This window comes from Cuspidothrix issatschenkoi CHARLIE-1 (assembly GCF_002934005.1).
GTDB lineage: Bacteria > Cyanobacteriota > Cyanobacteriia > Cyanobacteriales > Nostocaceae > Cuspidothrix > Cuspidothrix issatschenkoi.
In genome coordinates this window covers 15,120-40,043 of sequence record NZ_PGEM01000015.1, presented here as the reverse complement: position 1 = coordinate 40,043, position 24,924 = coordinate 15,120, and the positions used below count along the sequence as shown (strand labels likewise).

The following is a 24,924-nucleotide window of genomic DNA, read 5'->3' as shown; positions in this document are numbered from 1 at the left end:
TCCCTGTTCCCTGTTCTCTCTCCTCACAGACAACTTTTTCAGCAAACCCTATCTACAGTTATGTTATAATTGCAGTCAGCACTTGTGAAACGAAAACTTCACGTTTGTCTTGGAGAGGTGTCCGAGTGGTTGATGGTGACGCACTCGAAATGCGTTTTGGGGCAACTCAACGGGGGTTCGAATCCCCCCCTCTCCGTTAAATTGGTAATACTATTGCGGCTTTTCTTCCTTTTGTTGCTGGGTTTCCGGTGCTGAATTGGTGTCATTTTCTACAGTTGGGACTACCACGGAGGAAGAATCTTCTGGCGAAGATTCCTGGAATGGAATAACCGGAGGATTAGATTCTGCTGAAGATTCCTTAGCAGTGGGTGGAGTATTTTCTGGCGGTGGTGTGGTAGAAGATTTTGGAGGTTCTTGTACTTCACGCAAAGTATCTGCTAAAGATGGTGAAGCAGTGACAACAGGAGTTGATTTCTTGATTTTGCTTTCGGGAGGTTGAGAATTATTTTCAGGTGCTTTTTCTTCACCACTCCTATTACCAGTAGAAGTTGCTTCTGGGACAACATCAACATTTTTCCGTTTTCTCTTCACCCTAGATTCTGGTTTAGATTCACTCAAAGATGAAGTTTTTGTCTTTTGGTTCTCAGATGATGGTGATATTTCGACGACGGGCTGGGGTGTATGAGATTCGTAAGTAGATTGTTCAAAAAGCGGTTTAGGTGATGATTTTACCTCAGATTTTGATAATACCCGCGTGATACTAAACCCTGCTGTAGCCGCAACTAAAGCAATACTAATACCAATAACTCCCTTAGATAAACCTGGGTTTTGTTCTTTTTCTATATTTGCGGCTTTTGATGATGTGGTCGAAGGATGATAAGTAGGATTTTTAACTAAATTTTCTGATTTTAAATTTGATACATTAAGAGTAGGTAAGGCTTGAGTTTGTAAAACTGTAGATGTAATATTTGGCTGATTTCCCGGTAATAATTCCAGCCACTGAGCCACTGTACTAGGACGAAACTGCATTTCTATGGCCATCCCGTGAATAACCGCTTGATTAACAGCCCCACTCAAATGGGGTTGGACTTCACGGGGAGAGGGCATTTTTTCTCTATCGCGCAGTAATGCTGGTATGGGAACTTGCGCTGTTAAAAGTGCATATAAGGTTGCAGCTAAACCATAAACATCTGTGGCCGCTGTCCGTGGGGCTTGGGTTAAATACTGTTCTATGGGCGCATATCCTTCACTCACTAAACCTGTATGTGTTTGTTTTACCCCATTGTTAAATTCTCTAGCAATGCCAAAATCAATTAGTACAACTTCCTGAGTTCCTTGACGCAAAATAATATTATCTGGTTTGATATCCCGATGGAGTAAACCATTATCATGTACTACCTGCAATGCCGCGCCTATTTGGCGGATGTAATGAATGGCGGTCACTTCCGGTAGGGGTATTCCCGGTAAAACAAATGCAGAGCCTAAAGTTTCTCCAGGAATATATTCCATTACCATATAGGGTAAACCCTCTTCCTGAAAAAAGTCGCTGACCCGGACAATATGGGGATGAACACAAGCAGCTAATCTTCTGGCCTCATCTTGAAATTGGCGCTGGAACTTAGGAAAATCGGGATGTTGCCGCAACCTCTCATTAATAGTTTTCATCACCACTTCTTGTCCTAGATAGTGGTGCATGGCTTTGAAGGTAACACCAAATCCGCCCCGCCCTATTTCCTGGAGGATAGTATATTTTCCATTCTGCAAAATTTTGCCTGCTAACATAGGGTTTTTCAGTCTTGAATGAGCAGATCATTACATAGCTTGTAACAATCTTCCCTATTATGATAATAGTTTCCGCTTCTGAATCAATATTCTAGGGATTTGACAATCCCCTGGCTAAAGCCGAGGGTAAAAAAATCCCCGACTTCTGTGATCAATTTATGATTTATGGACACAATTAATAAAAGAAGTCGGGGATCTGGGTATGAACGATTGCTATAGCTGAATACTTACCGATTCACAACTACATTTATGTTTTTTATGGATAGGCTTTTAAGTTACTGACAGGCTGTGTCTTGAGCAGTTCGCATTCCTGCAACTAAGCCCTCAATAATAATACAGCGTTTGAGATCAGTGGGTGTATTACCAGTGGGTTGAGGTAGTGCTACCATCACTTTCAAAGGGGTATCAGCCATATTTGTATTAATTTTACTCGCTAAAGTGCCTAGATAATCAAAGGTAATAGTACCTGTTCCTGTGTCGTTTGTAACTATATTACTATCACTAGTGCTTATTCGCGTATTGTAGGCTGTGAGAGATGAAAGATTAGTATATAAAAAAACTTGTCTGGATTTTAGTCCTAGAGTATCTCCTAAAGGTAGCCAACCTGAATTGGTCGCAGTGCTGGAACTAGGTCTAGTTGTATTAGTAATAGTAGTAGGAGGAGTACCTTGATAAACTATATACTCAGGTATATTAGTAGCAGAATTAACACGAAAACTGACACTATAGTTAATTTTCTGCTTTTTAGCCTCTGTTTGTGCTTGTTTAATTGCAGCCAAAACTGCATCATTAGCCTTATTTACGCGCTGTCTTTGAACGAAATTCACCCAACTAGGAGCGATAATTGCTGACAAAATGCCAATTATTGCTACTACTGTCAGCATTTCTAGCAAAGAAAACCCCGCATCATTGAATTTCCTGATGAGATCAACTTTGGATTTATTAATATTACTGATCATAATCTGTTTCTCTTCCAGAATCTTTACTTGTATAAGTAGCCCCGACCTTGTACTCTCACATTGACGGTAGGAAAATAACTTTTCTTACCATCACTATAAAGAATTTGACTGGCATTAGTGCTATTACGAGCTAAAGCATTGCCACGAATAAATACTTGTGATGTCACATTGTTGGTTTTATCTACGCAAGCATAAAATCCTGTCATGTTAGTTGGTGCAACTACTGACCATTCAATTAGTTTTTTTGTAATATCAGTTGGATCTGTGACATCGGGAGGACAAGTAGCGGCGGGTACGGAACTGGTACTTTGATCCACAAAATCAATCAGGACTACGGCATCATTAGTATAGCTGGCAGATGCTTTTCTCCACTTTTTCATGCCTACGGTTAATTTATCAGTGTCTAGAAAATAGTCATTAAAAGAAGCAAAACCGTCATCGGGACAATAACCACTAACATAGGTTTTCGTGTATTCTGTGCAACTTACACTACCAGTAGCAGAATTTTCTACACCATTTTTAATTTGCCATCTGCTAATACGAGCCGCTTTAGACCAGGTAGTGCTGGTAGAATTATCTAGATAATAGGCAACTAGGGAATAAATAAAAGTATCATCTGCTCCTGTCACTTGTGGGACAACGCCAGTCACTAAATCTCGTTTCCAAAAAACTAATATTGGTGTTTTGGTGGTATCACTTGGATAGCGTAATTGAGATGCTATGGCGGCAATTCCATCTGCATCATAGACATAAATAGCCTGTTGTAAATCACGAGCAATATAACTAATTGCTGTTTGAATATCATCTTCAGTATTTGCTTTTGCTTGTTCTTCTTTATCTGTACTCAGAATATTAACCATCAAACCCATTAATGGGGTGAGAATTAAAAAAGCAATTAGTAATGCTACTAATAATTCAATTAGGGTAAACCCTCTTGATTTTTCCATCAATTTAGAGTTTTTTGTTGAGGGTTTCGGTTTAAGCCTCAATATTATTTTAAAAATAAAATCCCATGAATTCATAATAATTTTTCTCCTGTTTACTCATGTATCAAATATTTTACTCTTCCCTAACCCTCCCCTTTACCCTCCGGTGTACATACAAGTCCTATCTGTCTTCGTTTTGTGCTTATTTAGCCCCTAAATCCCCCAAGTTTGGGGGACTTTGAAATTCTTATTCCCCCAGAATTGGGGATGAGGGGGCATCAAATACCACTTTAAAACATCCTCTAACATTGATAATAGTAAGTTAGGTTATTAAACTCGGTTTATTACGTTGATAATGACCATTACTGTGGACAATCTTGATTTGTTAATGTTCCATTGACGGTTTTCTGGGCAATACCCAGACGAGAACATAGAGCATTAAATGTAGTGGTGCTACTAGCAATATCTACTGTTCTTTCTATTAATGGTGCTTGTTTATTGCCTAGACCCTGAGTTACAGGAGATTCAACAGTTTTGACACTACTGCTACTGGCTAATACATTTTTATTTACCTCCACATCTGCTCTATATATTCTCATTGCCAAACGATAACCATTAGTTATTGCAGTACCTGTACCTACTTGAATCCGTGCAGCTTGAATATAAAACTCGTCAAAGGGACTGCTGGTATCTCTGGAACAACCTGTTGATCCTACTAAACAAATAGTTCCATCTTTTTCAAATAGATATAAATCGCTATCTATATTACTGGTGAAAGAAGTTTGAGTTGGTGCGGGCATTTTTGTCAGGGTAATTAAATTATCACTGAGAGTTCTAGCCGCCGTACTAGATGCGGCTGTCAGGGGAATAATTTTCCCTGGTGCTGGAATTGACTGAGTTCTAACACCATCAATAAATGTGTTAGCTACTTGTGCAGCTTTTTCGATTCGTTTTGACTGCACCCGAATGGCAGTGGATAGAACTAACACTGGTGAGATAGATGCTAATAAAATGGTGACGATGGCTATACCAATGAGAGATTCGATAATTGTAAAACCACAATCATCAGTAGATGGACTTTTTTGATCTCGTTGGAGTTTCATCATGGCTGATCACCTATTTATTGCTATGGTGTACAAGAAGGACGTTGATCTGCATCTATGGCAAATTTAGTAGTATCATTAGCATTACTGGCACATAACAAAGTTTTTACCCAAGAATCATCTCGACCAACTTCCCGGAAATATTCATCGGGTAAGTCAGGAGGTGTTAGTACCAGTTTGCTGGCAAATTGGTCAGGTGACTGAGATAGCAAGCCTACATCATAACCCCAGGATCTCGGACCAGGAAGATAGGCGGCAGTTCTACCAGAATTATTGCTAATAGCGTATTGATTGGTTGATGAAGTAGCGGTAAATGTACCTGTAGCATAGGCACTCTTTCTCAATTGCATAAAAGCACCGCTAATTTTAATACTAAAGGGACTACCTGTATCTGCTGTAGTAGTTTGCCAGTTTTCTAGCAGTCTTACAAAATTCTGTAGACCACCATTATCTTCTGTGGGACGGGCTGGACTATCTCCTGTGGCGGCAATTAAGTTAAAAGTCGTAGTAGCTAATGCGGGCTGTAACCATCGTCTGGTGTCTTCTCCTGAAGTTCCTTTGGTATTGATGGCTGTGGTATTATCATTACTACCAGGGGTATGAAACGGTTGCTGGATTTGCAATATGGGATTGCTCAAAGATGTAATGTTGCCGCTGTTGTCGAAAACAGGTTTTAACCAAGGTATGGATGTGCTGTTAGGTGTTGGCATGATATTGTTGCCAGGACTAGGAAAGTTAAATATGGCCACACTTCCTGATTTATCCACACCTAAGACTTGCATGGGGCTGATAGGTATACCTGTATTGACATCCCGGAGTAATGCTATTCTCCGAGGGGCAGCACTATCAAAACAGGTCGATGTTGTTGGATCATCAAAAATATATCCTGTCTTGAGTCGGTTATTTTGGGTAACGACTGGATTACCGTTGGCATCATAAGTTAATTTGAGTCCGCCATTTTTATTGACAATTTTGTCATTTAGATAGGTATTACCACCACCATTATCACTACAAGCTGTTTGAATAGTCCATTTTGTAGGATCACTACAGTAGCTATCTACACTGACTGTAGTTGTGGTGGCGTTTTTGCCACTGCCTGTGGTGATAGTAATATTGCCATTAACCACATTACTAACAGGACAAACTTCTGTTAAATATGAACCGGGTGTAGTTCGATAAACAATTGGTGTAACAAAGTTATTCAGGTATGAACTACCTTGGTAGCCAGTAGTGCCAGAATCAAAATCTCGGACATTGGTTATGGTGCTAGTGTCAGGCCAATTATACTGAGTGACAAAGTTGTTATATTTGGAAAACCCAGTAGGCACAGAAGCCAGATTATTATGACTCCAATCATAATCTCCTTCTTCACGAAAACCTTCTCTAAAGTTACCCGAAAGCAAGGTAACAGCATCAGCCAATACTGTAGCCGGTCGCCAGGTATCACCAGTAGTACAGTTAGGTAGGCGGGGATCGCTAGTCCGACAGGCAAAGTTAGGGTTAAGGGTAGCCCGTTCATAGAATCTGTCCCAAGTACCTGCTGTGGTTTCTATGGCATCTGTAAATTCTTCTTGACTGTGGAGGTTGAAGTTGCCCTTAATATATACAGGTAAATTAGTAGCTAAAATTAAGCCTTTCTCTTCGTCCCGATAAGTGGTGACACGGCTTAAATTCGAGCCTTTTATCAGCATAATGGCACTAGGACGACGATAGGGATCAATTTTGTAATCTACAGGACTAACGAGTTTACCTGCGTCTGTAAGCTGCCCAAGATTATATGGAGATGTATCAGCATTCACAAAACCTGAACCTGTAAAATCTGCACTACCATCTGATAAGGCATCATCACGGGTTGCATAGATAATACCGCTATTGGGTAGTAGATACTCTTGGGTGGGAGATGATGTACCAATGGGTTTCTGCCGCAGTTGATCAAGGTCTAGAACTGTGGCACGAATTTCTAGGGGTTGTCTGTCTATAACAGGGCGATCATAAGTGGTTGTTTGAGTAGTAGTTAGATCAGTGCCACTATTACGTTCAACTTCTCTACTGTCTAAGAATGTTGTTTCGTAAATTGCACCATCGGGAATCATAGAATTGCTAGGACTAATACTACCATCGAGAATTTGTAAGGCGCAAATTTGAGCATCAATGGCAGATTGTTCAGAAATAGTTCGGGTAGAAGGATTGGTTTTTTCTAAAGCTCTAGCTAAAAGTCCATCATCTATTAAACGTCCAGTTCGATAACTATTATGTGTAGTATCAACTACTTTTGTTTTACCACTAGCTGCTACTGGATAAGTTAACTTAGATAGATAGGTTAATGCTGTGGCATAATAGGTGGAGGTTCTCGTAGGTGGTCCATAAACTATGCCATTGTTGGATGATCCACCTGTACTTACATTTTTAGCGGTAGTGCTATTAGTAGGAACGTAATGACTGCTAACACAAGCTATGGGTGTGGGAGTTTGGGCATTATAGTTAGTAGATTTGTAGTGATATACTGCCGCAGCTCGCATTTTTAGATATGGTGTGTTGGCTACTGCATCATTAGTAGTATCAGTTACGTCCGGCCATCTATATTTTATACCTGCGATATTCTGTCCATTAGATCCCATATATGCGTACATCCAATATGGTGTAATAGTCCTTGTGGTTGGTGCTGTACCAGGAACAGGCATGGTATCAGGCCAGATTTCTTTAACAGTGCTAGTAATGCTAGTTGGAGTATCAGAAGCACTTAAATAAACTCCTGCACCTGTAACTACTCGTAAACCGCCCACAGGATCGGTAATTTCTGTAGGTACTTTAGCTGCGTCCAATTCCCAGGGACCATCTCTACCAGTATCACCAACCTCTTGTAAAGTTTGCACATAAGAGCGTCTGGTGCGAGTTTTGGTTGAACCTTTCCATGTCACTCCGCTAATGTTTTGGGTATCTGTAATACCAGAACCGACAAATTTGTTAGTGGTTGTCTTATTTGGATCCCACCATAATTCCGGGAGGTTATGACTTATCAGGACGCGATCGCCTAAATCGGACTGTGTACCGCTATTAGATTTGATAGTCTCTGGATCTGAAGCTTGGGGATTTAGAGTTGTACCACTGGTATTTAAGGTCAATTTAGTATAACTAGTTCCTGTTATACCATCATTAGGATCTAGGGGATATATCCAGGTATTATTAGCGCGGAGTGTGTCGCCACTACCTTGTAATAAAGGAGTTGGAGGTGTATCTGTAGCTCCAAAGGCTACTTCATCAAAAGGTACTTTTCGTGTACGTTTTCTAAAGTAACGTTCTAATTGCTGACGGCGATATTTAGTAAAATCTGCTGTTCCCGACGTTAAAGTAATACCTAAATCTGTGCTTTTTTGGGCAATACCGATTTTAACTTCCGTAGGATCATTAGCACCAGTAGAATCTGCGGCTATTTGAGCATTAACCAAGGCATTAATGCGATTGGCATAAGCTAGATTATTATATGCTGTCAGAGTAGAGTTTTCAGTTACAGATGTACCCCAATCTACTCTAGTCCAAGATGAAGTGGAAGGACTAGCAGGTGGTGTACCATTGAATAAATCTATCTTGCTCGCTTTAGAGAGAGTGCCGGTAAATGAGCCATTAGAAATATTACCGCCAACTACGATAAAAGCATTACTAGCTTTATAGAAACAGGACTTTTGACTACTAATTTGAAAGATCCTGATATTCCCGTCTATGGTGCCAGTTAATAAATTACTGTTGGTAAATATTGCCCCATTCAAATTGAAGGTAGCATTTGCATCATTAATTAAATCGTCTTTACCTGGATTAATTTGTAAATCGTCTTCGTAAACAACAGCATTATTATTAGGTGGGATTTGGATTCTATCTTGTTGATATTCTACTGCGGCAAATCCTTTGTTGCCGTTATATACTTCATAGTTAGTAGTATCTGTGGGTGTGGTGGTAATGGGGACTGTAGTTGTATAAACAAAGAAGGATTTTTTTAATTCGCCATTTTGTTTTACCCATCCTGTACTACCTACTAACTGAGCGCTTGTATTAGAGGCACAGTTGGCATCTAATGTGCCATCTGCCATGGGGGGAGTTCTGGCTTCTAATGCGTTTCTAGCCCGTGCATATCTATTATTAGTTCCTACCTGTGGCGTTCTAAAATAAATGCCATAAAGAGTATAGCTATCAAATTTACCGTTGTTGTCCGTATCTACGGGAAATCTCCAGGCTGTAACTGAGGTTTCATCATCATAGATTTTTGTGGTGGACGTTGGTTCATCAACTGTATTATCACGATCTAAATCAACCCATATTTTCAACGGTGTTTCATCACCAAAGGTATAACTCTCGATCTTACTTTTAAAAACTGTATATAACGCTTTATCTGTTGGTATGGCTTTGGGTAAACTAGTATCGGCAAACAGTTGGTTAATTTTGGCTCTACCACGATCAATTGCTGGGGTAGCAGCATTGAGTACGGCTTGATTAACACGCACATTACTAGCGTTCTTAGCTCGTTCAAAAGAACGTAACATAATAGCAGTAGTCAGTAATACTACTACTATTGATACCATTGCCACTGTCGGCAATATGAAACCTGCGTTAGCTGTATTCTGTTGCCGCTTACTGCGAAAAACAGCCCGTAGTAACCAGATAATTTGTCTTTCTGTATTTTTGAGGAACCTTCTGATCCATCTGATAGAGATTGTGGTAATTCTTTTTAATAGATGACCTTTTCGAGACATAACTGCTTTCCCGTCAAGTGATTTAGGTGAGTATTTTTGTTGTGATTACGAATAATCCCGATTGAGAAATTTAGGACTGAATAATGTAATTGTTAGGTCAACTACTAGGTTTTACGCTGATAGTTGCTGATAAAAGTAGTTCATAAGCTCAAGTATGGTTGAGCCTGATTATCTTTGGTATTTCGGTTATAACATTGTTGATACCAGGGCTATAAACCGGAAAATACTGAATTTTGTCATTGTTTTAATCATTAATACTTTTGCTGACCAAGTATTATTAGTATATATATTTACGCAAATGTTACTAAGTAATCATATTGTAAAGTTTTGATTAAGAGATCATTTATATAATACCCAGGTTGATCAGCAAAAATATCATTAGTACCCCAAAAATAAGTTAACTAAGGCTGATAGGCGGTAAACTTTATTAATGGTATTTAAGGTTTATTAAGTATAGTCAGAATCACGGATTAGACAGATTAAAGGATTTCACAGATTAAAATTCAATTTTGAAAATTACCTTATAAAATTGGTGTAACTCGTTTACTTCAAAAGAGGTGTATCTTCTCTGTTACCTGTTCCCTGAATTATTACAAATCTGTTAACAAATGGACTTTAACGACTGGTTCACAAACAGTCATAGCTGTGGCTTTTAGTCCTGATGGTAGAATTTTAGCTAGTTCCAGCCGCGATCGCCTAAGTGCTGATCGCAAGTATCGCAGTATTAATTAAAATTTAGCAGGTTTCTCAATGAATTTAGTCTGGGAAAGATTGACTTTATCTTCTTTACCAATTAAAGAATATTTATCTAGCAGTTATCTACATCGGTTTCTGGTGGGGTTATTGCAGCCTTGGCGACAAAGTAGTATTCTAATGCAGTGGGCAGATATGATTGCCCTGGCTTTACTTAGCCTGATTTATGGCCTTGCACCTTTTGTTTCTAGCACTTTAACGGGTGTTTTGTTGGTAGCTGCTGTTGGTTTTTGGCTGTTGCTAACTTTATCTGATGATATTAGCCCAGCAAATGCCACTTTTGTGACTCCTATTCATCTACTGGTGCTGCTATATTGGGTTGTTGCTGTGATATCAACGGCTTTATCCCCAGTGAAAAAGGCTGCTTTAGGCGATTTACAAACTTTAACTCTGTATCTGTTGTTGTTTGCCCTTTGTGCTAGGGTGCTGAGAGTTGCCCGGTTTCGGTCTTGGTTAATTACTCTTTATTTGCATATATCCCTAATTGTCAGTGTTTATGGGATGCGACAATGGTTTTTTGGGGCTAAGGCTTTAGCAACTTGGGTTGATCCAGAATCTCCTTTAGCTAAGACTACCAGAGTTTACAGTTATTTAGGTAATCCTAACTTGCTGGCAGGATATCTTTTACCGGCTGTGGTGTTAAGTTTGGTGTCCATGGTGGCTTGGCAAGGTTGGATAAAAAAAGCCCTAGCATTAACGATGTTTATTGTCAATACTGCTACCTTAATTCTTACCTTTAGTCGGGGTGGTTGGATTGCTTTATTGGCGGGTTTGTTTAGTGTGGCGGTATTGTTGATTTATTGGTGGAGTATCAATATGCCCCCATTTTGGCGTACTTGGTCTTTACCAATGCTGCTGGGGGGTGTAGTTGGGTTATTGGTGATAGGAATGCTATTTGTTGAACCGTTCCGGTTGCGGGTTGTCAGTATATTTGCTGATCGCCAGGATAGCAGTAATAATTTTCGCAAAAATGTCTGGGAAGCTGTGTTTCAAATGATCCGCGATCGCCCCATTACTGGTATTGGACCTGGTCATGGTGCTTTTAATAAGGTTTATCCCCTTTACCAGCGTCCTCGGTATACAGCTTTGAGTGCCTATTCTATTTTTCTAGAAACGATTGTGGAAACAGGCTTTTTAGGTTTTACCTGTTTTCTGTGGTTAATAGTTGTCACTTTTAATACAGGATTTTTGCAACTGCAAAAATTACGAGAAGCTAGGAATATAGAGGGATTGTGGTTAATTGGGGCGATCGCTACTATGTTAGGTATGCTATCCCATGGACTAGTTGATACAGTCTTCTATCGTCCTGAAGTCAATACTCTTTGGTGGTTAATGATGGCCGTAGTTGCCAGCTATTGGCAACCTTTAACTCAAAAAAATCAGGTGAGTGTTGACGGTTGACTGTTGTAGGGGCGAACGGCCGTTCGACCCTACTGCCTCCTGCCTCTTAATACCTCTTCATTGCCCTTTGCATATCTCGTTGATCATCACGACGTTTCATACTTTCCCGTTTGTCGTGAAGTTTTTTACCTCTACCAAGGGCAATAACTATTTTTACCCAGCCCCGTTTAAGATACATTTTTAACGGGACTAGGGTTAAACCCTCCTGTTGTACCCTACCAATCAGCTTACGCAATTCTTGTTTATGGAGTAATAATTTACGGGTTCGCCTTGGTTCATGATTAAAATATGCCCCACTAGAAGTATAGGGGGAAATATGGACATTGATTAACCATGCTTCACCGTTACGAAGCAAGGCATAGCCGTCTTGGAGATTGGCTTTTCCGGCACGAATTGATTTAACTTCAGTTCCCGTTAACTGAATTCCTGCTTCATAGGTTTCTAGGATTTCATACAAAAACCGCGCTTGCCGATTATCACAAATAACTTTGTAACCTTCACTCTGTTTATCACTCATGGAAAATCTTCTTAGTTTTAATCAATACGCCGAAAAATTTCTTTAGACTAACTTTTTTATCAATAGGACTGACTCAACTAGCATATTGGTAGGGTGCGTCAGATATCAACAATTTGGTTATTTACATCATTTATGCTATCTGACGTGGTTGGTGAGCTTGTCGAACCAGACCCTACAACAGATTTTTTGGTGTGACACTTGCGTAAGTCCTAATCAATTGTAATCCAAAGGGATGGGTAATTGTTGATTTTTCTCTATCCCCTACCTATCCGCGCTAATTTACGTAAAGTTTTGTTAACAATTCCTAAATATTTAAGATTTTCTTTATAAATCATGGATCATCCTGTGATTAGTAGGTAATCCTGTCATAGTATGAAACATAGAATTAGTATTATTGCCTGTGTCTCTTGATATTGATCATAAGGGTAAATTAATCGTTGAAAAAAATTATAGGGGTGTATTATCCATGCCCTTGACTATTTTGGTTGCGGATGATGACTTAGGCACACGCCTATCTATTAGTGATTATCTAGATTTGTCTGGGTATAATGTAATCACTGTTGATAATGGTCTAGATGCTTTAACAATGGTGGAAAAGTTCCATCCTGATTTGATGGTGACAGATATTATGATGCCACGGATGAATGGCTATGAATTGGTGCGCCGTGTCCGTCAACTATCGGCGTTTCGGTTATTACCTGTGATTTTATTAACAGCAAGAATTAAAACCCAAGAACGAATTTTAGGATATCAGTCAGGTTGTGATTTGTATTTGCCTAAGCCTTTTGAATTGGAAGAAATATCTGCTGCAATTCGTAATTTATTAGAGCGATCGCAAATTATCCAGTCAGAATATTGCTTTTCTCACCAGGAGGAAATAAATGTTAATAGTTATACCAAAGTAAAAAAGAGCAATATTTCCGTATCTACTCAGGTGCAAAATACTCAAATACTCACAGAACTAACTACCAGGGAACAAGAAGTTTTAGAGTTATTAACTCATGGTTTGTCCAATGCGGAAATTGGTAATCATTTGCATCTGAGTCCCCGCACGGTGGAAAAATATGTGAGTAGTTTATTGAGAAAGACTGGAACCAGCAACCGCGCCGAATTAGTTAGATTTGCAATTAAGCATAATTTAGTGGAATGATCAAGGGTTAAATATAGTCATGGAGAAAAGTTTTATCATTATGTAATGTATTAACTTTCATATCTATGTGTAATCTGGTTTATTCATTGTGAGTTAAAACCTCGTAAAATGAAGTTACTTAATATGTTCTATTTTTTGGCAAATAAAGTTAAACTCAACCAGAAAATTAGGTAGATAAAATTTTCCTGGCTGAAATTTTTCAAAAATCCCAATAATCTAGGTCACATCTGCGGAATGTGGGATATAACCCAAGATATATGGGTTGAAAATGAATTTTGGGATTTTTGTTCGGGAAAAGAAAATACATTTGAGGAGTTACAATCACTTTTTGTTGAATTAGGACAGGAAAACTTTGCAAAGGAATTTCATGATATTTTTTATCCAAATTAGTTAGATATCAAGAATCCTCAATAATTCTTTAGCTACATATTCAACAACAGGTACAGGAACAGCATTACCAAACTGTTTTTTAGCTACTTCATCTTTTGTATGGTATTCAAAATCTGTAGGAAATCCTTGTAATTTACAAGCGTGTTTTGCAGTAATTGGTATATATTTATGCGGTTGATAAATTTTTTCTAAGAAAAGATTTTTATATTCCTGTGGATGACTGGCATAAATAGATACAGTTGCGATATAGTCTTTAGAACCAGTAGCAGTTAAAGTTGGAAAAATCTCAGCAGTCGGTAGAATTATTCTATAAATATTATTAATTCCTGTCATATTTTTAGAATTAACAAATTCATACTTATCATCGGCAGTTAAACGGAATATTCCTTTTTCCAACAGTTTATTTAACTCACTGATTTTTATATCCGTGATGATTTCTCGAAAATTTTCAAAAGATAAAGGATTACCATCTCTATCTCCATATTTTTTACTTCTTCTATATTTGAGAAGTGTTAAGCAAATCATTTTTTCTCTATCACTCGTATTGATAATATCCCAAGAGTGAATTGTTGTATGTCCATTTCTTAAATCAGAAAAAATGAAGAAATCATTTAACTCATCATCTTTTTGAAATCTAGTTCTTGATGGAGGAATTACACCTTTAAATAAAGTATTTGCATCTAATTTAACTTTTTCAATAACATGGATATTTTTCAATTCATCCAAAATATCTAGAACTTTTGGGTGAATATTCAAAGGTTTAGGAAATTCATACTCCTGACATCTTTCTATATCTCGTCTAATCCCAACAATAAAAATTCTATCCCTATTTTGAGGTAAACCAAAATCGTAAGCATTCAGGACTTTCCATTTAACACAGTATCCTATATTTGCTAACTCATTAAGAATTAGTTCTAAATTATCCCGATTTTTAGGACTTGCTAATCCACTAACATTTTCAAATATAAATCCTTGAGGTTGATTTTTATTTACTAGTCGAATTACATCAAACCATAATTTTCCTCTCTTGTCTTCAAATCCCCTTAAACAACCAGCAACAGACCAAGGTTGACAGGGAACACCACCAACAATTATATCAACATTAGGTGGAAGTTCACTAATATTTGTAATATCTCCTAATTCAATTTCATATTTATTGAAGTAACTAATGAAATTTTGCTGATAAACTTTAATTGCTTGTTTATCTATTTCAGAATAGCCTAAACATTGACCACCTAATTTATCTAAAGCAATTCTAAATCCACCAATACCAGCAAAAAGATCAATAAAAGTGAATTGTTTTTGATGGGTTACTAATTGTAGAGGTAATTCTATTTGTTGGGATCTTGGTGAAAATATAGATTTCATACTTGTTAGCGATTGTACCAACTAACTATTAATAGTTATAAACTTAGTATATCATTAAATATACCAAGTTTCTGAGTTTTAACTTTGAGATAACCGCTTTATTTCTGCACTCCCTAATATTTTATGGGCTTTTGCTAACATCTGGGGAATTTTTGCAGCTTGGGGACTATTAACTAGACATTCTCGTAAATCTAATTCTGCTAACTTATCAGCCCGATTACCAGGAAACCAATGATCAGCTTGTCCTAGGAGGTTGTAACGCATTTTGCCATAGTCTATCATGTCATAGGCTAAAGCCAAATTTAATAACCATAAAATCACCCGCATATTTACTTGTCCTGGTGTTTGTTCCCAAGTTGGTAAATTAGTATCCCAGGTTTTTACCCAATCTTCTCCTAAAATATTGAAAGCTTCTGACTCTAATCTAGAAATAATAGGTGGTAAAATTTCCTCTGCACTATCTAACAATTCTAAAGTTTTTAAATGTTCATCGAAATCACTTGGTTTAGCTGCACCAATACTTAAAGTATGCACCTGGGGATGACTTAAACAAAATAAATCATTAAACACCATTGGACTCAAGGGCGCACACAAATTAACTAACTTTGGTGAGGGTTGATATAATAAGCCTCCTTTATTCGAGGGACTAATAATAAACACGCCCATATCTAATTTATTAGCCGCCACAATAGCTGGCCAATTCCATTGATTAATATAGTACCAATGCAAATTCACATAATCAAATTGATTAGTATTAATTGCTTGCAAAATTATCTCTAATGGGGCATGGGTTGAAAAACCAATAAATCTGATTTTACCTTCAGATTGTAACTGTTTAGCTACTTCTAAACAACCACCTTCACGAATAGTGAAATCCCAAACTTCGGCATTATTAATTCCATGCAAACCAAATAAATCAACATAATCTAACTGAAGATATGCCAAAGATTTTTCAAAGGTTTTACGAAATTCTTGGGGGTCTGGAACAGGAGAAACTTTAGTTTGGACAATTAACTGTTCACGGGGAAACTGAGGGAGAATTTTTCCTAACTGCATTTCTGATGTTCCATAACCTCTTGCAGTTTCAATGTGATTAATTCCTAATTCAACTGCACGACGAATGACTGCTTCTAAATTTTCCTGATTATCTAGTGGAATTTCCTCTGGTTTTACATCCTGCCATTTATATTGATATCGCATTCCCCCACAGGAGAAAACAGGCATTTGTAATTCTGTGCGTCCAAACCGATTATATAGCATAAGTCAATTAATTAAAAGTTTATTTTTTTATGTGTATAATTATAGCAATTTTAACTGTCCCAATGATAATTTCTACCAGATGTCTATTCATGGGACTTTCAAATATTTAGCCCCCTAAATCCCGCAATTTTGGGGGACTTTGAAATTCTTATTCCCCCAGAATTGGGGGTTAGGGGGCATCAAAACTCTATTAGGCCACTTGATTAGACTTCTGTATACAGATATTTCACAGTAAAGACGTTCCGCCGGAACGTCTCTACAACGAAAATTAAATAGTTAAAGCAGGAGTTAAAGCTCTCTAACTAGGGGTTTACCGTCAATTACTTCACCTACGAGAACTACATCAGCGCAGTTAACAAAAATGCCATTTTCTAGGACACCAGGAATATTATTCAGGGTTTTTTCTAGGTTTACAGGGTCATCAATGCTATCAAAGGTAACATCTAAAACCATATTACCCTGATCCGTAATCACTGGCCCGGCTTTTTTCACACCCATTCGTAATTCTGGCTTACCACCAAGGGCTTTAATGGCGTTGGTAACGGGGGTAAGTGCCATGGGGATGACTTCTACTGGCACAGCAAATACAGAACCAAGTTTATCTACTAATTTACCGCTATCAACGACAACTATAAATTGTGCGGCTAGGTAATCTACGACTTTTTCGCGGGTATGTGCAGCACCGCCACCTTTAATTAAGTTTTTATGAGGGTCTACTTCATCAGCCCCATCTATGGCAATATCAATATGGTCTACAGCGTCTAATGTGGTGAGGGGAACGCCATATTCTTTTGCTAAAACTTCTGATTGAAATGAGGTAGGAATACCGACAATGTCTTTGAGTTCCCCAGATTTGAGGCGTTCTCCTAAATATTGAATGGTGTAAGCTGTGGTTGAACCTGTACCCAAACCAACTATTGAACCGGACTTTACTAAATTGGCGGCGGCTCTACCAACTTCTTGTTTCATCAATTTTACGGGATCTGCTGGTATGGACATTCTTTCACTCCTGAAATGTTCACGGGATCGAAAATACTATCACAGCAGACTATACTATAAAACTGGTATGGGAATAGAATCCGGTCAACCATCCCCAGAAAAAGAGTTTTTCACCAGCCGCTAATTATGAATTTCTGCAAAAGTGCGATCGCTAATTGCTGATTCTTTATGACTTAATTGTTGTAATTTATGGGCTAAATCTGCTGTGAGTCTTTTAGCTTCTTGTTTGACATTGCTATTTATATAGTTCGTCACTTGAATAGGTTCAGCAATGTGAATATTCACATCCGTACCCCAATTTGGATAGGGTTCACTGTATTGAATAGCAACTGGTATGATTTTAATTCCCAGTCCTGGGTGGCTAGATTCAGCAGTGAGGGCTAAACGAGCAATTCCCGGTTTTAAGGGGTGAACTTGACCATCATGATAGATGCCACCTTCGGGATAAATTACTAACATTTCTCCTCGTTGCATTAACTCTACTGTATGACGAAGAGTAGCGATCGCTGGATGTTGAATATTTACGGGAAAACCCCCCATTCGCATCACAAACCAGCCTTGCAACCCGTGACATTCATTGCTTGTTACCATAAATCGCATATCTCTACCTGTGACATGACGACCAGCCGCATAGGGTAATATCAAAGAATCCCAACGAGAACGATGGGTAGGCGCGAAAATTACCGGACAATTTGTAGGAATATTTTCTTGTCCAGTAATTTTAATATGTCCAAAGAAAGATGGCAAAACTATGTAACGTCCTAAAAAATAGGCTACAGGCGTTAGCCAAGGAGAAACCCCTGATGAACTCGTGGTTTGTGCATGAGTAACAGTAGAAGCAGAGTATGATTTGCTCATAACGGTGGCTGGTTTTTTCACAGATAAAAGATGACGCAAACTTGATTATCTCCACCGTAGATTTTCTTGGGTAGTTTGTGTTTTCCCCTCTGGACAGTTTGATGTTTGTCTGTTATTTTCGCTGACGACGTTGGCTAAAAAACCAACTTTGTAATTGTTCTCGACATTCCGATTCTAGAATACCTCCTAGGACTTTTATTCGGTGATTAGAGGCAGGGTGATCGGGGATGTTGATAACAGTCCGAATTGCGCCAGTTTTGGTATCGTCCACTCCATAGATCAATTTTCCCAATCGCCCATGAACTATAGCACCAGCACACATCGGACAGGGTTCTAGAGTGACATATAATGTACACTGATGCAAGCGCCAGGTTTGTAAAATTTGACTAGCAGCCCGAATAGCTACAATTTCCGCGTGTGCAGTCGGATCTTGATCCCGTTCTTTCCTATTTTCACCTACGGCAATCAATCGGTTATCCGTATCAACTATGACAGCCCCGACAGGAACTTCTCCGGCATCACCCGCTAACTGCGCCAGTTTCAGGGCGTGATTCATCCATTTTCGATGTGTTAAATATTCTTGGTATTCAAGCATGATAGGGAATAGGCAGGAGGCAGTGGTTCGGCTTACTTCGACCCTTCGACTAGCTCAGGGCATCGCCAGCTCAGTACAAGTCGCTCACCGACCGGGGGTAGGGGACTAGGAGAGAAATGATTAATTACCCATTACCTATTGCCTCAAATAACAGAGGATCAAGTTGGCCGTTTGTATCTAAGTTATAGAGATCATCACAACCGCCAATATGTTGATTATTAATAAAGATTTGGGGGACACTGCGGCGGCCATTGGCGCGTTCTGTCATGTTTGCTCTTGCTGCTTCATCACCGTCAATTTTGTATTCTGTAAAATTTACACCTTTCCACCAGAGTAAGATTTTGGCGCGGATGCAGTAGGGGCAAGTTTGCCAAGTGTATATTTCCACATTGGCTTTGATTTGCTCTGGATGACGACCTAAAAGAGAATCAAGAAATTTCAGCATATTCGTAACTTCAAAAATTTTATAAAGAAAACGTCGAAAACCCTTGAAGACGTGGCTGACTCGGGAAGCCACATCTGGGCTTTAGACAAGGGATGAAGACTAGCACCGCAGGGCGGAAGTCATGCATTCAAAAGTCAAAAGTCAAAACGAACACAGTATAGGCTTTTGGGGGATTTATAATTGTTGGTTTATTTACGCCGTGCTGCACTAGGGGCAGGATTTATCCTGTATTGACGTTAATTTTTTGCTTTTCAATATATTGTTTCACTGTTTCCGTGGAAATATTCATTGTATAATAGTTACAGGTCGTAAACAACAAACCAATGATAGTTCTAGAATATAAAGTCATGCTAGTTGGTATTTGTTCAGGCATTTATCTATGAAAGGTTAAAATGCCCCTCTCCGTGTCAGAGGGGTTGGGGTGAGGTTCAATGACTCCTACGTCGCCACTCTACGCTATCGAATTCACGTTAAAATTAACTTCGTTATCTAAATTTAATCTGATCTGTGACAACTACACCTCTTGCCCCGAACTTTTCACCAACCGCTTCAGTTCCTGATAGCTTGGGACGTTTTGGCCGCTTCGGTGGTAAATACGTTCCTGAAACCTTAATGCCGGCATTAGCTGAACTAGAAACAGCCTATCAGCAATACCGCCACAATCCTAGTTTTCAAGCAGAATTACAGGGTTTACTGCGGGATTACGTAGGACGCGCCACACCTTTATACTTTGCTGAAAGACTCACCGCCCATTATGCCCGCCCCGATGGCACAGGAGCGCAAATTTACTTAAAACGTGAAGACTTAAATCATACAGGCGCACACAAAATTAATAATGCTCTGGGTCAGGTATTATTAGCCAAGCGCATGGGTAAACAGCGCATCATTGCCGAAACTGGCGCAGGACAACATGGTGTAGCTACCGCCACAGTTTGCGCTCGCTTTGGTTTACAATGTGTTATTTACATGGGTGTTCATGACATGGAACGCCAATCTTTAAACGTCTTCAGAATGCGGCTCATGGGAGCGGAAGTCCGTCCTGTGGCTGCTGGTACAGGTACACTCAAAGATGCCACCTCTGAAGCCATCCGCGACTGGGTAACAAACGTAGAAACCACCCATTACATCCTGGGTTCTGTGGCTGGACCCCATCCTTACCCGATGATGGTACGTGATTTTCATGCGGTTATTGGGGAAGAAACCCGCGCCCAAGCTATGGAAAAATGGGGCGGTTTACCGGATATCCTCATGGCTTGTGTGGGTGGTGGTTCTAATGCCATGGGACTATTTTACGAATTTGTGAAAGAACCATCTGTGCGGTTAATTGGTATCGAAGCAGCCGGAGAAGGTGTGAATACTGGCAAACACGCGGCCACTCTCACAAAAGGTGAAGTTGGTGTTTTACATGGGGCGATGAGTTATTTATTACAGGATAAGGACGGACAAGTCATTGAACCTCATTCAATTAGTGCAGGTCTAGATTATCCTGGTGTAGGTCCAGAACATAGTTATATGAAGGATACTGGACGGGCTGAATATTACAGTGTGACAGATGCAGAAGCTTTAGAAGGATTTCAACGCCTATCCAGATTAGAGGGAATTATACCTGCTTTGGAAACATCTCATGCGATCGCCTATTTAGAAACTTTGTGTCCCCAGCTTACAGGTAGTCCCCGCATTGTGATTAACTGTTCTGGTAGAGGTGACAAGGATGTACAAACAGCAGCGAAGTTTTTAATTCACTAAACTCAAACCTCTCTCAACAAAAGAGAGAGGATAAATAAAGGATATCATGTTCTAAAATGCAAAGATTCTACACTTGGTCAACACGGTAAATCTAAGGCAATTAATAACGCTTGCTCCAGATGTGCCATCACAACCTCAGAAATTAGACCTCTTAATCGCAAAAAGCGGGTTTTTGATAACACCCGTACCTGATCTGCCATAGCGATAGAATCTTTCTTCAGTCCACCATCCGGTGCTAAAATTAAAACTTGGGTGGGATAAACTCGCTTCCCATCTTGATAGGTAGTACAAGGTACTGCTAAGACCACAGGGCTAGAGAGATTAATCACGTCACGACTGACAATAATAACTGGGCGAGTTCCTCCCTGCTCTGAGCCTTCAGTCGTCTCTAGACGGGCATCATATACCTCACCCCTTCTCATCTTGGAGATTCCCCTAACTGCAACGCCTCCCACTGCGCCGAAGCAAATTCCACCTCTAATTTTAAAACTTCTGCTTGATAATCTGGATCATTAGCCATTTCTGCCAAAGCCGCATCAATTTCCGAGCGTTTTTGTGCCGCCAGTTCCCTTCGTAAAGCTTGAGCGACAAAATCATTGCGACTTTTAGCCTTTCCTTCCAGAACTGCTTTATCTGTGGCTTCTAGGAGTTCTCTGGGAATGGTTAACGTCGTCCGAACGGTTTCTGTTTTCATAGCGCGTTCATTATTTGATGACTGAAGTGATGTCTTATATCATATCTTTTTAGGCATCAATTAGTAAATTTAGCTTGGTTAGTTGTTAGTTGTTAGTTGTCAGTTGGAAAAATCTTCTCTCTGCCCCTCTGTTCTCCTGTTCCCTTCTTTTCCAATTTATCACCTAAAATACTCCCAATTGTGGCAATCTGAGAAGTATAACTCCTGTCAACCTGATATTTTAGCTACAGAAAATCCACCTGTTTAGATTATGCAAACTCTGCCAAATCTGGAAACTATTAACACTGCATCTAGTCAACCAACCTTTGATACCACCATCAAACGCCGCAAAACCCGTCCTGTGAAGGTGGGAGATGTCACCGTTGGGGGAGGATACCCGGTGGTGGTACAGTCCATGATTAATGAAGATACTCTGGATATTGATGGTTCTGTCGCTGGTATTCGTCGTCTCCATGAAATAGGCTGCGAAATTGTCCGTGTCACAGTTCCCAGTCTCGGACACGCTAAAGCTTTGGCGGAAATTAAACAGAAATTAATCAAAACTTACCGTGATGTCCCCATTGTGGCCGACGTGCATCACAATGGCATGAAAATCGCCCTGGAAGTCGCCAAACATATCGAAAAAGTGCGAATTAATCCAGGGTTGTATGTATTTGAAAAACCAAATACCAACCGTACCGAATATACAAAAGCTGAATTTGAGGAAATTGGCGAAAAAATCCGCGAAACTTTAGCACCATTGGTAATTTCCTTGCGTGACCAGGGGAAAGCCATGCGTATCGGTGTAAATCATGGTTCTTTAGCCGAAAGAATGCTATTTACCTACGGTGATACCCCTGAAGGGATGGTAGAATCAGCCCTGGAATTTATTCGCATTTGTGAATCTTTGGATTTTCACAACATTGTCATTTCCATGAAAGCTTCACGAGTTCCTGTGATGGTGGCGGCCTATCGTCTTATGGCCAAACGCATGGATGACTTAGGAATGGACTATCCTTTGCATCTGGGCGTAACAGAAGCAGGAGATGGGGAATATGGCAGAATTAAATCTACAGCCGGTATTGCCACATTACTAGCTGACGGGATTGGTGATACAATTCGCGTGTCTTTGACAGAAGCACCAGAAAAGGAAATTCCCGTTTGTTACAGCATTCTGCAAGCTTTAGGTTTGCGAAAAACAATGGTTGAATATGTCGCTTGTCCTTCTTGCGGCCGAACTTTATTTAATCTCGAAGAAGTGCTGCACATAGTTCGGGAAGCTACTAAACACCTCACTGGTTTAGATATTGCCGTCATGGGTTGCATCGTCAACGGACCCGGAGAAATGGCTGATGCTGACTATGGCTATGTGGGCAAAACTCCCGGTTATATTTCTTTATACCGTGGTAGAGAAGAAATTAAAAAAGTCCCAGAATCACAAGGTGTAGAGGAACTAATTAACCTAATTAAAGCAGACGGACGTTGGGTAGATCCTTAATTTATACAATTTTTACTCCTCTCTCCGTAGGATTACTTGATTTTTTAAATTAACTTTACAGACATAAAATTAGTAATTTTGTAGAGGGAAGGGGTAAAAAGATGATTTTTGATTTTTTTGTCTGAATCAAGATTTATGATTTAATTCGCAGTTCGTAGCTTCTGCTAAATGTTTAATGAGTGTAGACTGTGGTAAAGGTCCTTGTAAGTGATGCCAAGGTAAAATTTGCTCAGTTGACCAGTTATTATGAACATAAAAATCTAAGTTGGGAATTTGTCCTTTTAATTGTTTAAAAGCACGTTTGTAGCTTCCCAAGGAGTCACCAAAATCACGGGTTAATTCTAATAATTGGGAAAGTCGGCGATCGCCTTTGGACAACAAAGCCTGTATAATTGACCAATTATAGCTTTCTGGGCGAAATTCCATCCCTTGAGGTTTTAGATATTTTTGTAATAATTGTAATCGCTTTTCAGCTTGCTTGTTAACCCCAAACCATTGAAATGGTGTATGGGACTTAGGTACAAAGGTACTGCATCCCAGTGTTAAACGCAACCCAGGAGCAGCTTTTTTAACATCCTGCATCATTTTTACAGTTGCGTCTAAATCTTCCGCTTCTTCCCCAGGAATTCCCACCATACCATAGAGTTTTAAACTCGATAAACCTCCAGCTTTGGCATTTATCGCAGCTTGGATAATTTCATCATTATCTAATTTTTTATTGACAATTTTACGGACTTTTTCTGAACCACTTTCCACAGCAATTGTTAATGATTTTGTATCTCTTTTTGCTAAAGTTTGGGCTAATTTAACTGTAACTGTATTAGTTCTCACAGAAGCCACACTCAACCGCACATCATCATATTTGGGCTGACTAATGTAATCTAATAATTCTGTAAATTCTGGATGTTGGGTAACAGAAGCGCCCAATAAACCTAAACGGTTAGTAACTTTTAAACCCCGTTCAATTCCCGGAATTAAAGAAGTTTCTAAACTGGCAGTTCTAAAAGGTAAAGTTAAATAACTCGCTAAACAAAAGCGGCACATTTCAGGACAACTTCGCACCACTTCCACCATGAAAATATTTTCCCAAGCGGCTTTTTCTGTAACCACAGTGGAAGCAGAAAGAGTATTACCTCGATAAGTTTGCTTCTGAATAATTGGCGGAATTTCTGACGAAATGGGATTTATTGATTTAATTTCACCATCTGGGGCAATATATTCTATGATATATAAACTAGGAATATAAATTCCTGGAACTTGGGCTAATGTTTTTAATTGAGTTTCTCTATCAGCATTTCTGACTTCTTTATAAGTATCTATAAAATCACCAAGTAGATTTTCACCATCTCCTAATAAAATCACATCAAAAAAATCCGCATAGGGTTCAGGATTGGCTGTCAAAACTGGACCACCACCAAAAATGAGAGGATGATTTTGATCACGAGAATTAGCCCGCAGAGGAATTTCTAAAGATTCTAAAAGATTAAAAATATTCACATAATCTAATTCCCAAGACATAGAAAAACCCAATAATTCTGGATGTCTAGGAAGTTGTTCCCGAATATCAGTAAATAAGCGACTTACTTGTAAATCCTCACGCATGGCTAAAGTCGCCCAAACCACCTGATAACCGAGACTGGTTATCCCTACTGTGTACTCATTGGGAAAGGCGAAAATTACGGGAATAGCATCGTTATTGGGGGTTGCAGGGGTAAACAGAAGGCGTTCGGAGTCAAATATGGATGATGTCACGGATTTT

General features: G+C 39.3%; 20 protein-coding genes and 1 tRNA gene. 5 read left to right on the top strand and 16 right to left on the bottom strand.

Translation table 11 applies throughout. The features are described 5' to 3' along the window. Positions 1-111: 111 nt before the first annotated feature. A tRNA-Ser gene (locus CUN59_RS02190) sits at positions 112-196 on the top strand. Between the two features lie 14 nt (positions 197-210). On the opposite strand, the gene CUN59_RS02185 is transcribed toward CUN59_RS02190, so the two are convergent. From CUN59_RS02185 to CUN59_RS22265, 6 genes are all read right to left on the bottom strand, one after another. Beyond that, a complete protein-coding gene (locus CUN59_RS02185; RefSeq protein WP_104386294.1) occupies positions 211-1,782 on the bottom strand; it encodes a serine/threonine protein kinase in 1,572 nt (523 codons plus the stop codon). Positions 1,783-2,057: 275 nt separating this feature from the next. Next, positions 2,058-2,741, bottom strand: a complete 684-nt coding sequence (locus CUN59_RS02180; RefSeq protein WP_104386293.1) for a pilus assembly FimT family protein — start codon at positions 2,739-2,741, stop codon at positions 2,058-2,060. 23 nt (positions 2,742-2,764) lie between these two features. Further along, complete coding sequence (hpsC, locus tag CUN59_RS02175) at positions 2,765-3,763, bottom strand: hormogonium polysaccharide secretion pseudopilin HpsC (protein ID WP_104386292.1); 999 nt, start codon at positions 3,761-3,763, stop codon at positions 2,765-2,767. 266 nt (positions 3,764-4,029) lie between these two features. After that, the gene (gene hpsB / locus CUN59_RS02170) at positions 4,030-4,773 is read right to left on the bottom strand and encodes a hormogonium polysaccharide secretion pseudopilin HpsB (RefSeq protein ID WP_104386291.1); all 744 of its coding nucleotides are present in this window, start codon (positions 4,771-4,773) and stop codon (positions 4,030-4,032) included. A 20-nt stretch (positions 4,774-4,793) separates the two neighbouring features. Beyond that, the gene (gene hpsA, locus CUN59_RS02165; RefSeq protein ID WP_104386290.1) at positions 4,794-9,512 is read right to left on the bottom strand and encodes a hormogonium polysaccharide biosynthesis protein HpsA; all 4,719 of its coding nucleotides are present in this window, start codon (positions 9,510-9,512) and stop codon (positions 4,794-4,796) included. A gap of 590 nt (positions 9,513-10,102) precedes the next feature. Continuing rightward, positions 10,103-10,225: a hypothetical protein gene (locus CUN59_RS22265; RefSeq protein ID WP_279327283.1), complete on the bottom strand. Its 123-nt coding sequence runs from the start codon at positions 10,223-10,225 to the stop codon at positions 10,103-10,105. 37 nt (positions 10,226-10,262) lie between these two features. On the opposite strand from CUN59_RS22265, the gene CUN59_RS02160 reads away from it, so the two are divergent. Next, positions 10,263-11,666 (top strand): IctB family putative bicarbonate transporter, encoded by a 1,404-nt coding sequence (locus tag CUN59_RS02160; RefSeq protein WP_104386289.1) that lies wholly within the window; start codon positions 10,263-10,265, stop codon positions 11,664-11,666. Positions 11,667-11,712: 46 nt separating this feature from the next. Here the strand turns inward: CUN59_RS02160 and smpB are convergent, their stop codons facing one another. Then, the gene (gene smpB, locus CUN59_RS02155) at positions 11,713-12,183 is read right to left on the bottom strand and encodes an SsrA-binding protein SmpB (RefSeq protein ID WP_104386288.1); all 471 of its coding nucleotides are present in this window, start codon (positions 12,181-12,183) and stop codon (positions 11,713-11,715) included. Positions 12,184-12,649: 466 nt separating this feature from the next. Between smpB and CUN59_RS02150 the strand changes: the two genes are divergently transcribed. Continuing rightward, positions 12,650-13,333, top strand: coding sequence for a response regulator transcription factor (locus CUN59_RS02150; RefSeq protein WP_104386287.1), 684 nt, complete (start codon positions 12,650-12,652; stop codon positions 13,331-13,333). Positions 13,334-13,723: 390 nt separating this feature from the next. On the opposite strand, the gene CUN59_RS02140 is transcribed toward CUN59_RS02150, so the two are convergent. The 6 genes from CUN59_RS02140 to grxC form a co-directional block, all read right to left on the bottom strand. Continuing rightward, positions 13,724-15,091 carry a DNA cytosine methyltransferase gene (locus CUN59_RS02140; protein WP_104386286.1) on the bottom strand — a complete coding sequence of 456 codons (1,368 nt, stop codon included), beginning with the start codon at positions 15,089-15,091 and terminating at the stop codon, positions 13,724-13,726. Positions 15,092-15,169: 78 nt separating this feature from the next. Then, positions 15,170-16,351, bottom strand: coding sequence for an aldo/keto reductase (locus CUN59_RS02135; RefSeq protein WP_104386285.1), 1,182 nt, complete (start codon positions 16,349-16,351; stop codon positions 15,170-15,172). A 288-nt stretch (positions 16,352-16,639) separates the two neighbouring features. Next, positions 16,640-17,350 carry a ribose-5-phosphate isomerase RpiA gene (gene rpiA / locus CUN59_RS02130; protein WP_104386284.1) on the bottom strand — a complete coding sequence of 237 codons (711 nt, stop codon included), beginning with the start codon at positions 17,348-17,350 and terminating at the stop codon, positions 16,640-16,642. Positions 17,351-17,470: 120 nt separating this feature from the next. Then, positions 17,471-18,208 carry a lysophospholipid acyltransferase family protein gene (locus CUN59_RS02125; RefSeq protein WP_104386303.1) on the bottom strand — a complete coding sequence of 246 codons (738 nt, stop codon included), beginning with the start codon at positions 18,206-18,208 and terminating at the stop codon, positions 17,471-17,473. A gap of 112 nt (positions 18,209-18,320) precedes the next feature. Further along, positions 18,321-18,803, bottom strand: a complete 483-nt coding sequence (gene tadA, locus CUN59_RS02120; RefSeq protein ID WP_104386283.1) for a tRNA adenosine(34) deaminase TadA — start codon at positions 18,801-18,803, stop codon at positions 18,321-18,323. Between the two features lie 124 nt (positions 18,804-18,927). After that, positions 18,928-19,248, bottom strand: coding sequence for a glutaredoxin 3 (grxC, locus tag CUN59_RS02115; RefSeq protein WP_104386282.1), 321 nt, complete (start codon positions 19,246-19,248; stop codon positions 18,928-18,930). Between the two features lie 507 nt (positions 19,249-19,755). Here grxC and trpB point away from each other — a divergent pair. Then, positions 19,756-20,994 carry a tryptophan synthase subunit beta gene (gene trpB, locus CUN59_RS02110; protein WP_104386281.1) on the top strand — a complete coding sequence of 413 codons (1,239 nt, stop codon included), beginning with the start codon at positions 19,756-19,758 and terminating at the stop codon, positions 20,992-20,994. A 77-nt stretch (positions 20,995-21,071) separates the two neighbouring features. On the opposite strand, the gene CUN59_RS02105 is transcribed toward trpB, so the two are convergent. Continuing rightward, positions 21,072-21,416: a type II toxin-antitoxin system PemK/MazF family toxin gene (locus tag CUN59_RS02105; RefSeq protein ID WP_104386280.1), complete on the bottom strand. Its 345-nt coding sequence runs from the start codon at positions 21,414-21,416 to the stop codon at positions 21,072-21,074. Beyond that, positions 21,413-21,688 (bottom strand): ribbon-helix-helix domain-containing protein, encoded by a 276-nt coding sequence (locus tag CUN59_RS02100; protein WP_104386279.1) that lies wholly within the window; start codon positions 21,686-21,688, stop codon positions 21,413-21,415. The genes CUN59_RS02105 and CUN59_RS02100 overlap by 4 nt, the downstream gene beginning before the upstream one ends. A gap of 250 nt (positions 21,689-21,938) precedes the next feature. Here CUN59_RS02100 and ispG point away from each other — a divergent pair, with 250 nt between their 5' ends. Further along, entirely contained in the window at positions 21,939-23,165 is a 1,227-nt protein-coding gene (gene ispG / locus CUN59_RS02095; RefSeq protein WP_104386278.1) for a (E)-4-hydroxy-3-methylbut-2-enyl-diphosphate synthase, read from the top strand. Between the two features lie 126 nt (positions 23,166-23,291). Here ispG and CUN59_RS02090 read toward each other — a convergent pair whose 3' ends face one another. Next, positions 23,292-24,917, bottom strand: coding sequence for a B12-binding domain-containing radical SAM protein (locus tag CUN59_RS02090; protein WP_104386277.1), 1,626 nt, complete (start codon positions 24,915-24,917; stop codon positions 23,292-23,294). Between the last annotated feature and the right edge of the window lie 7 nt (positions 24,918-24,924).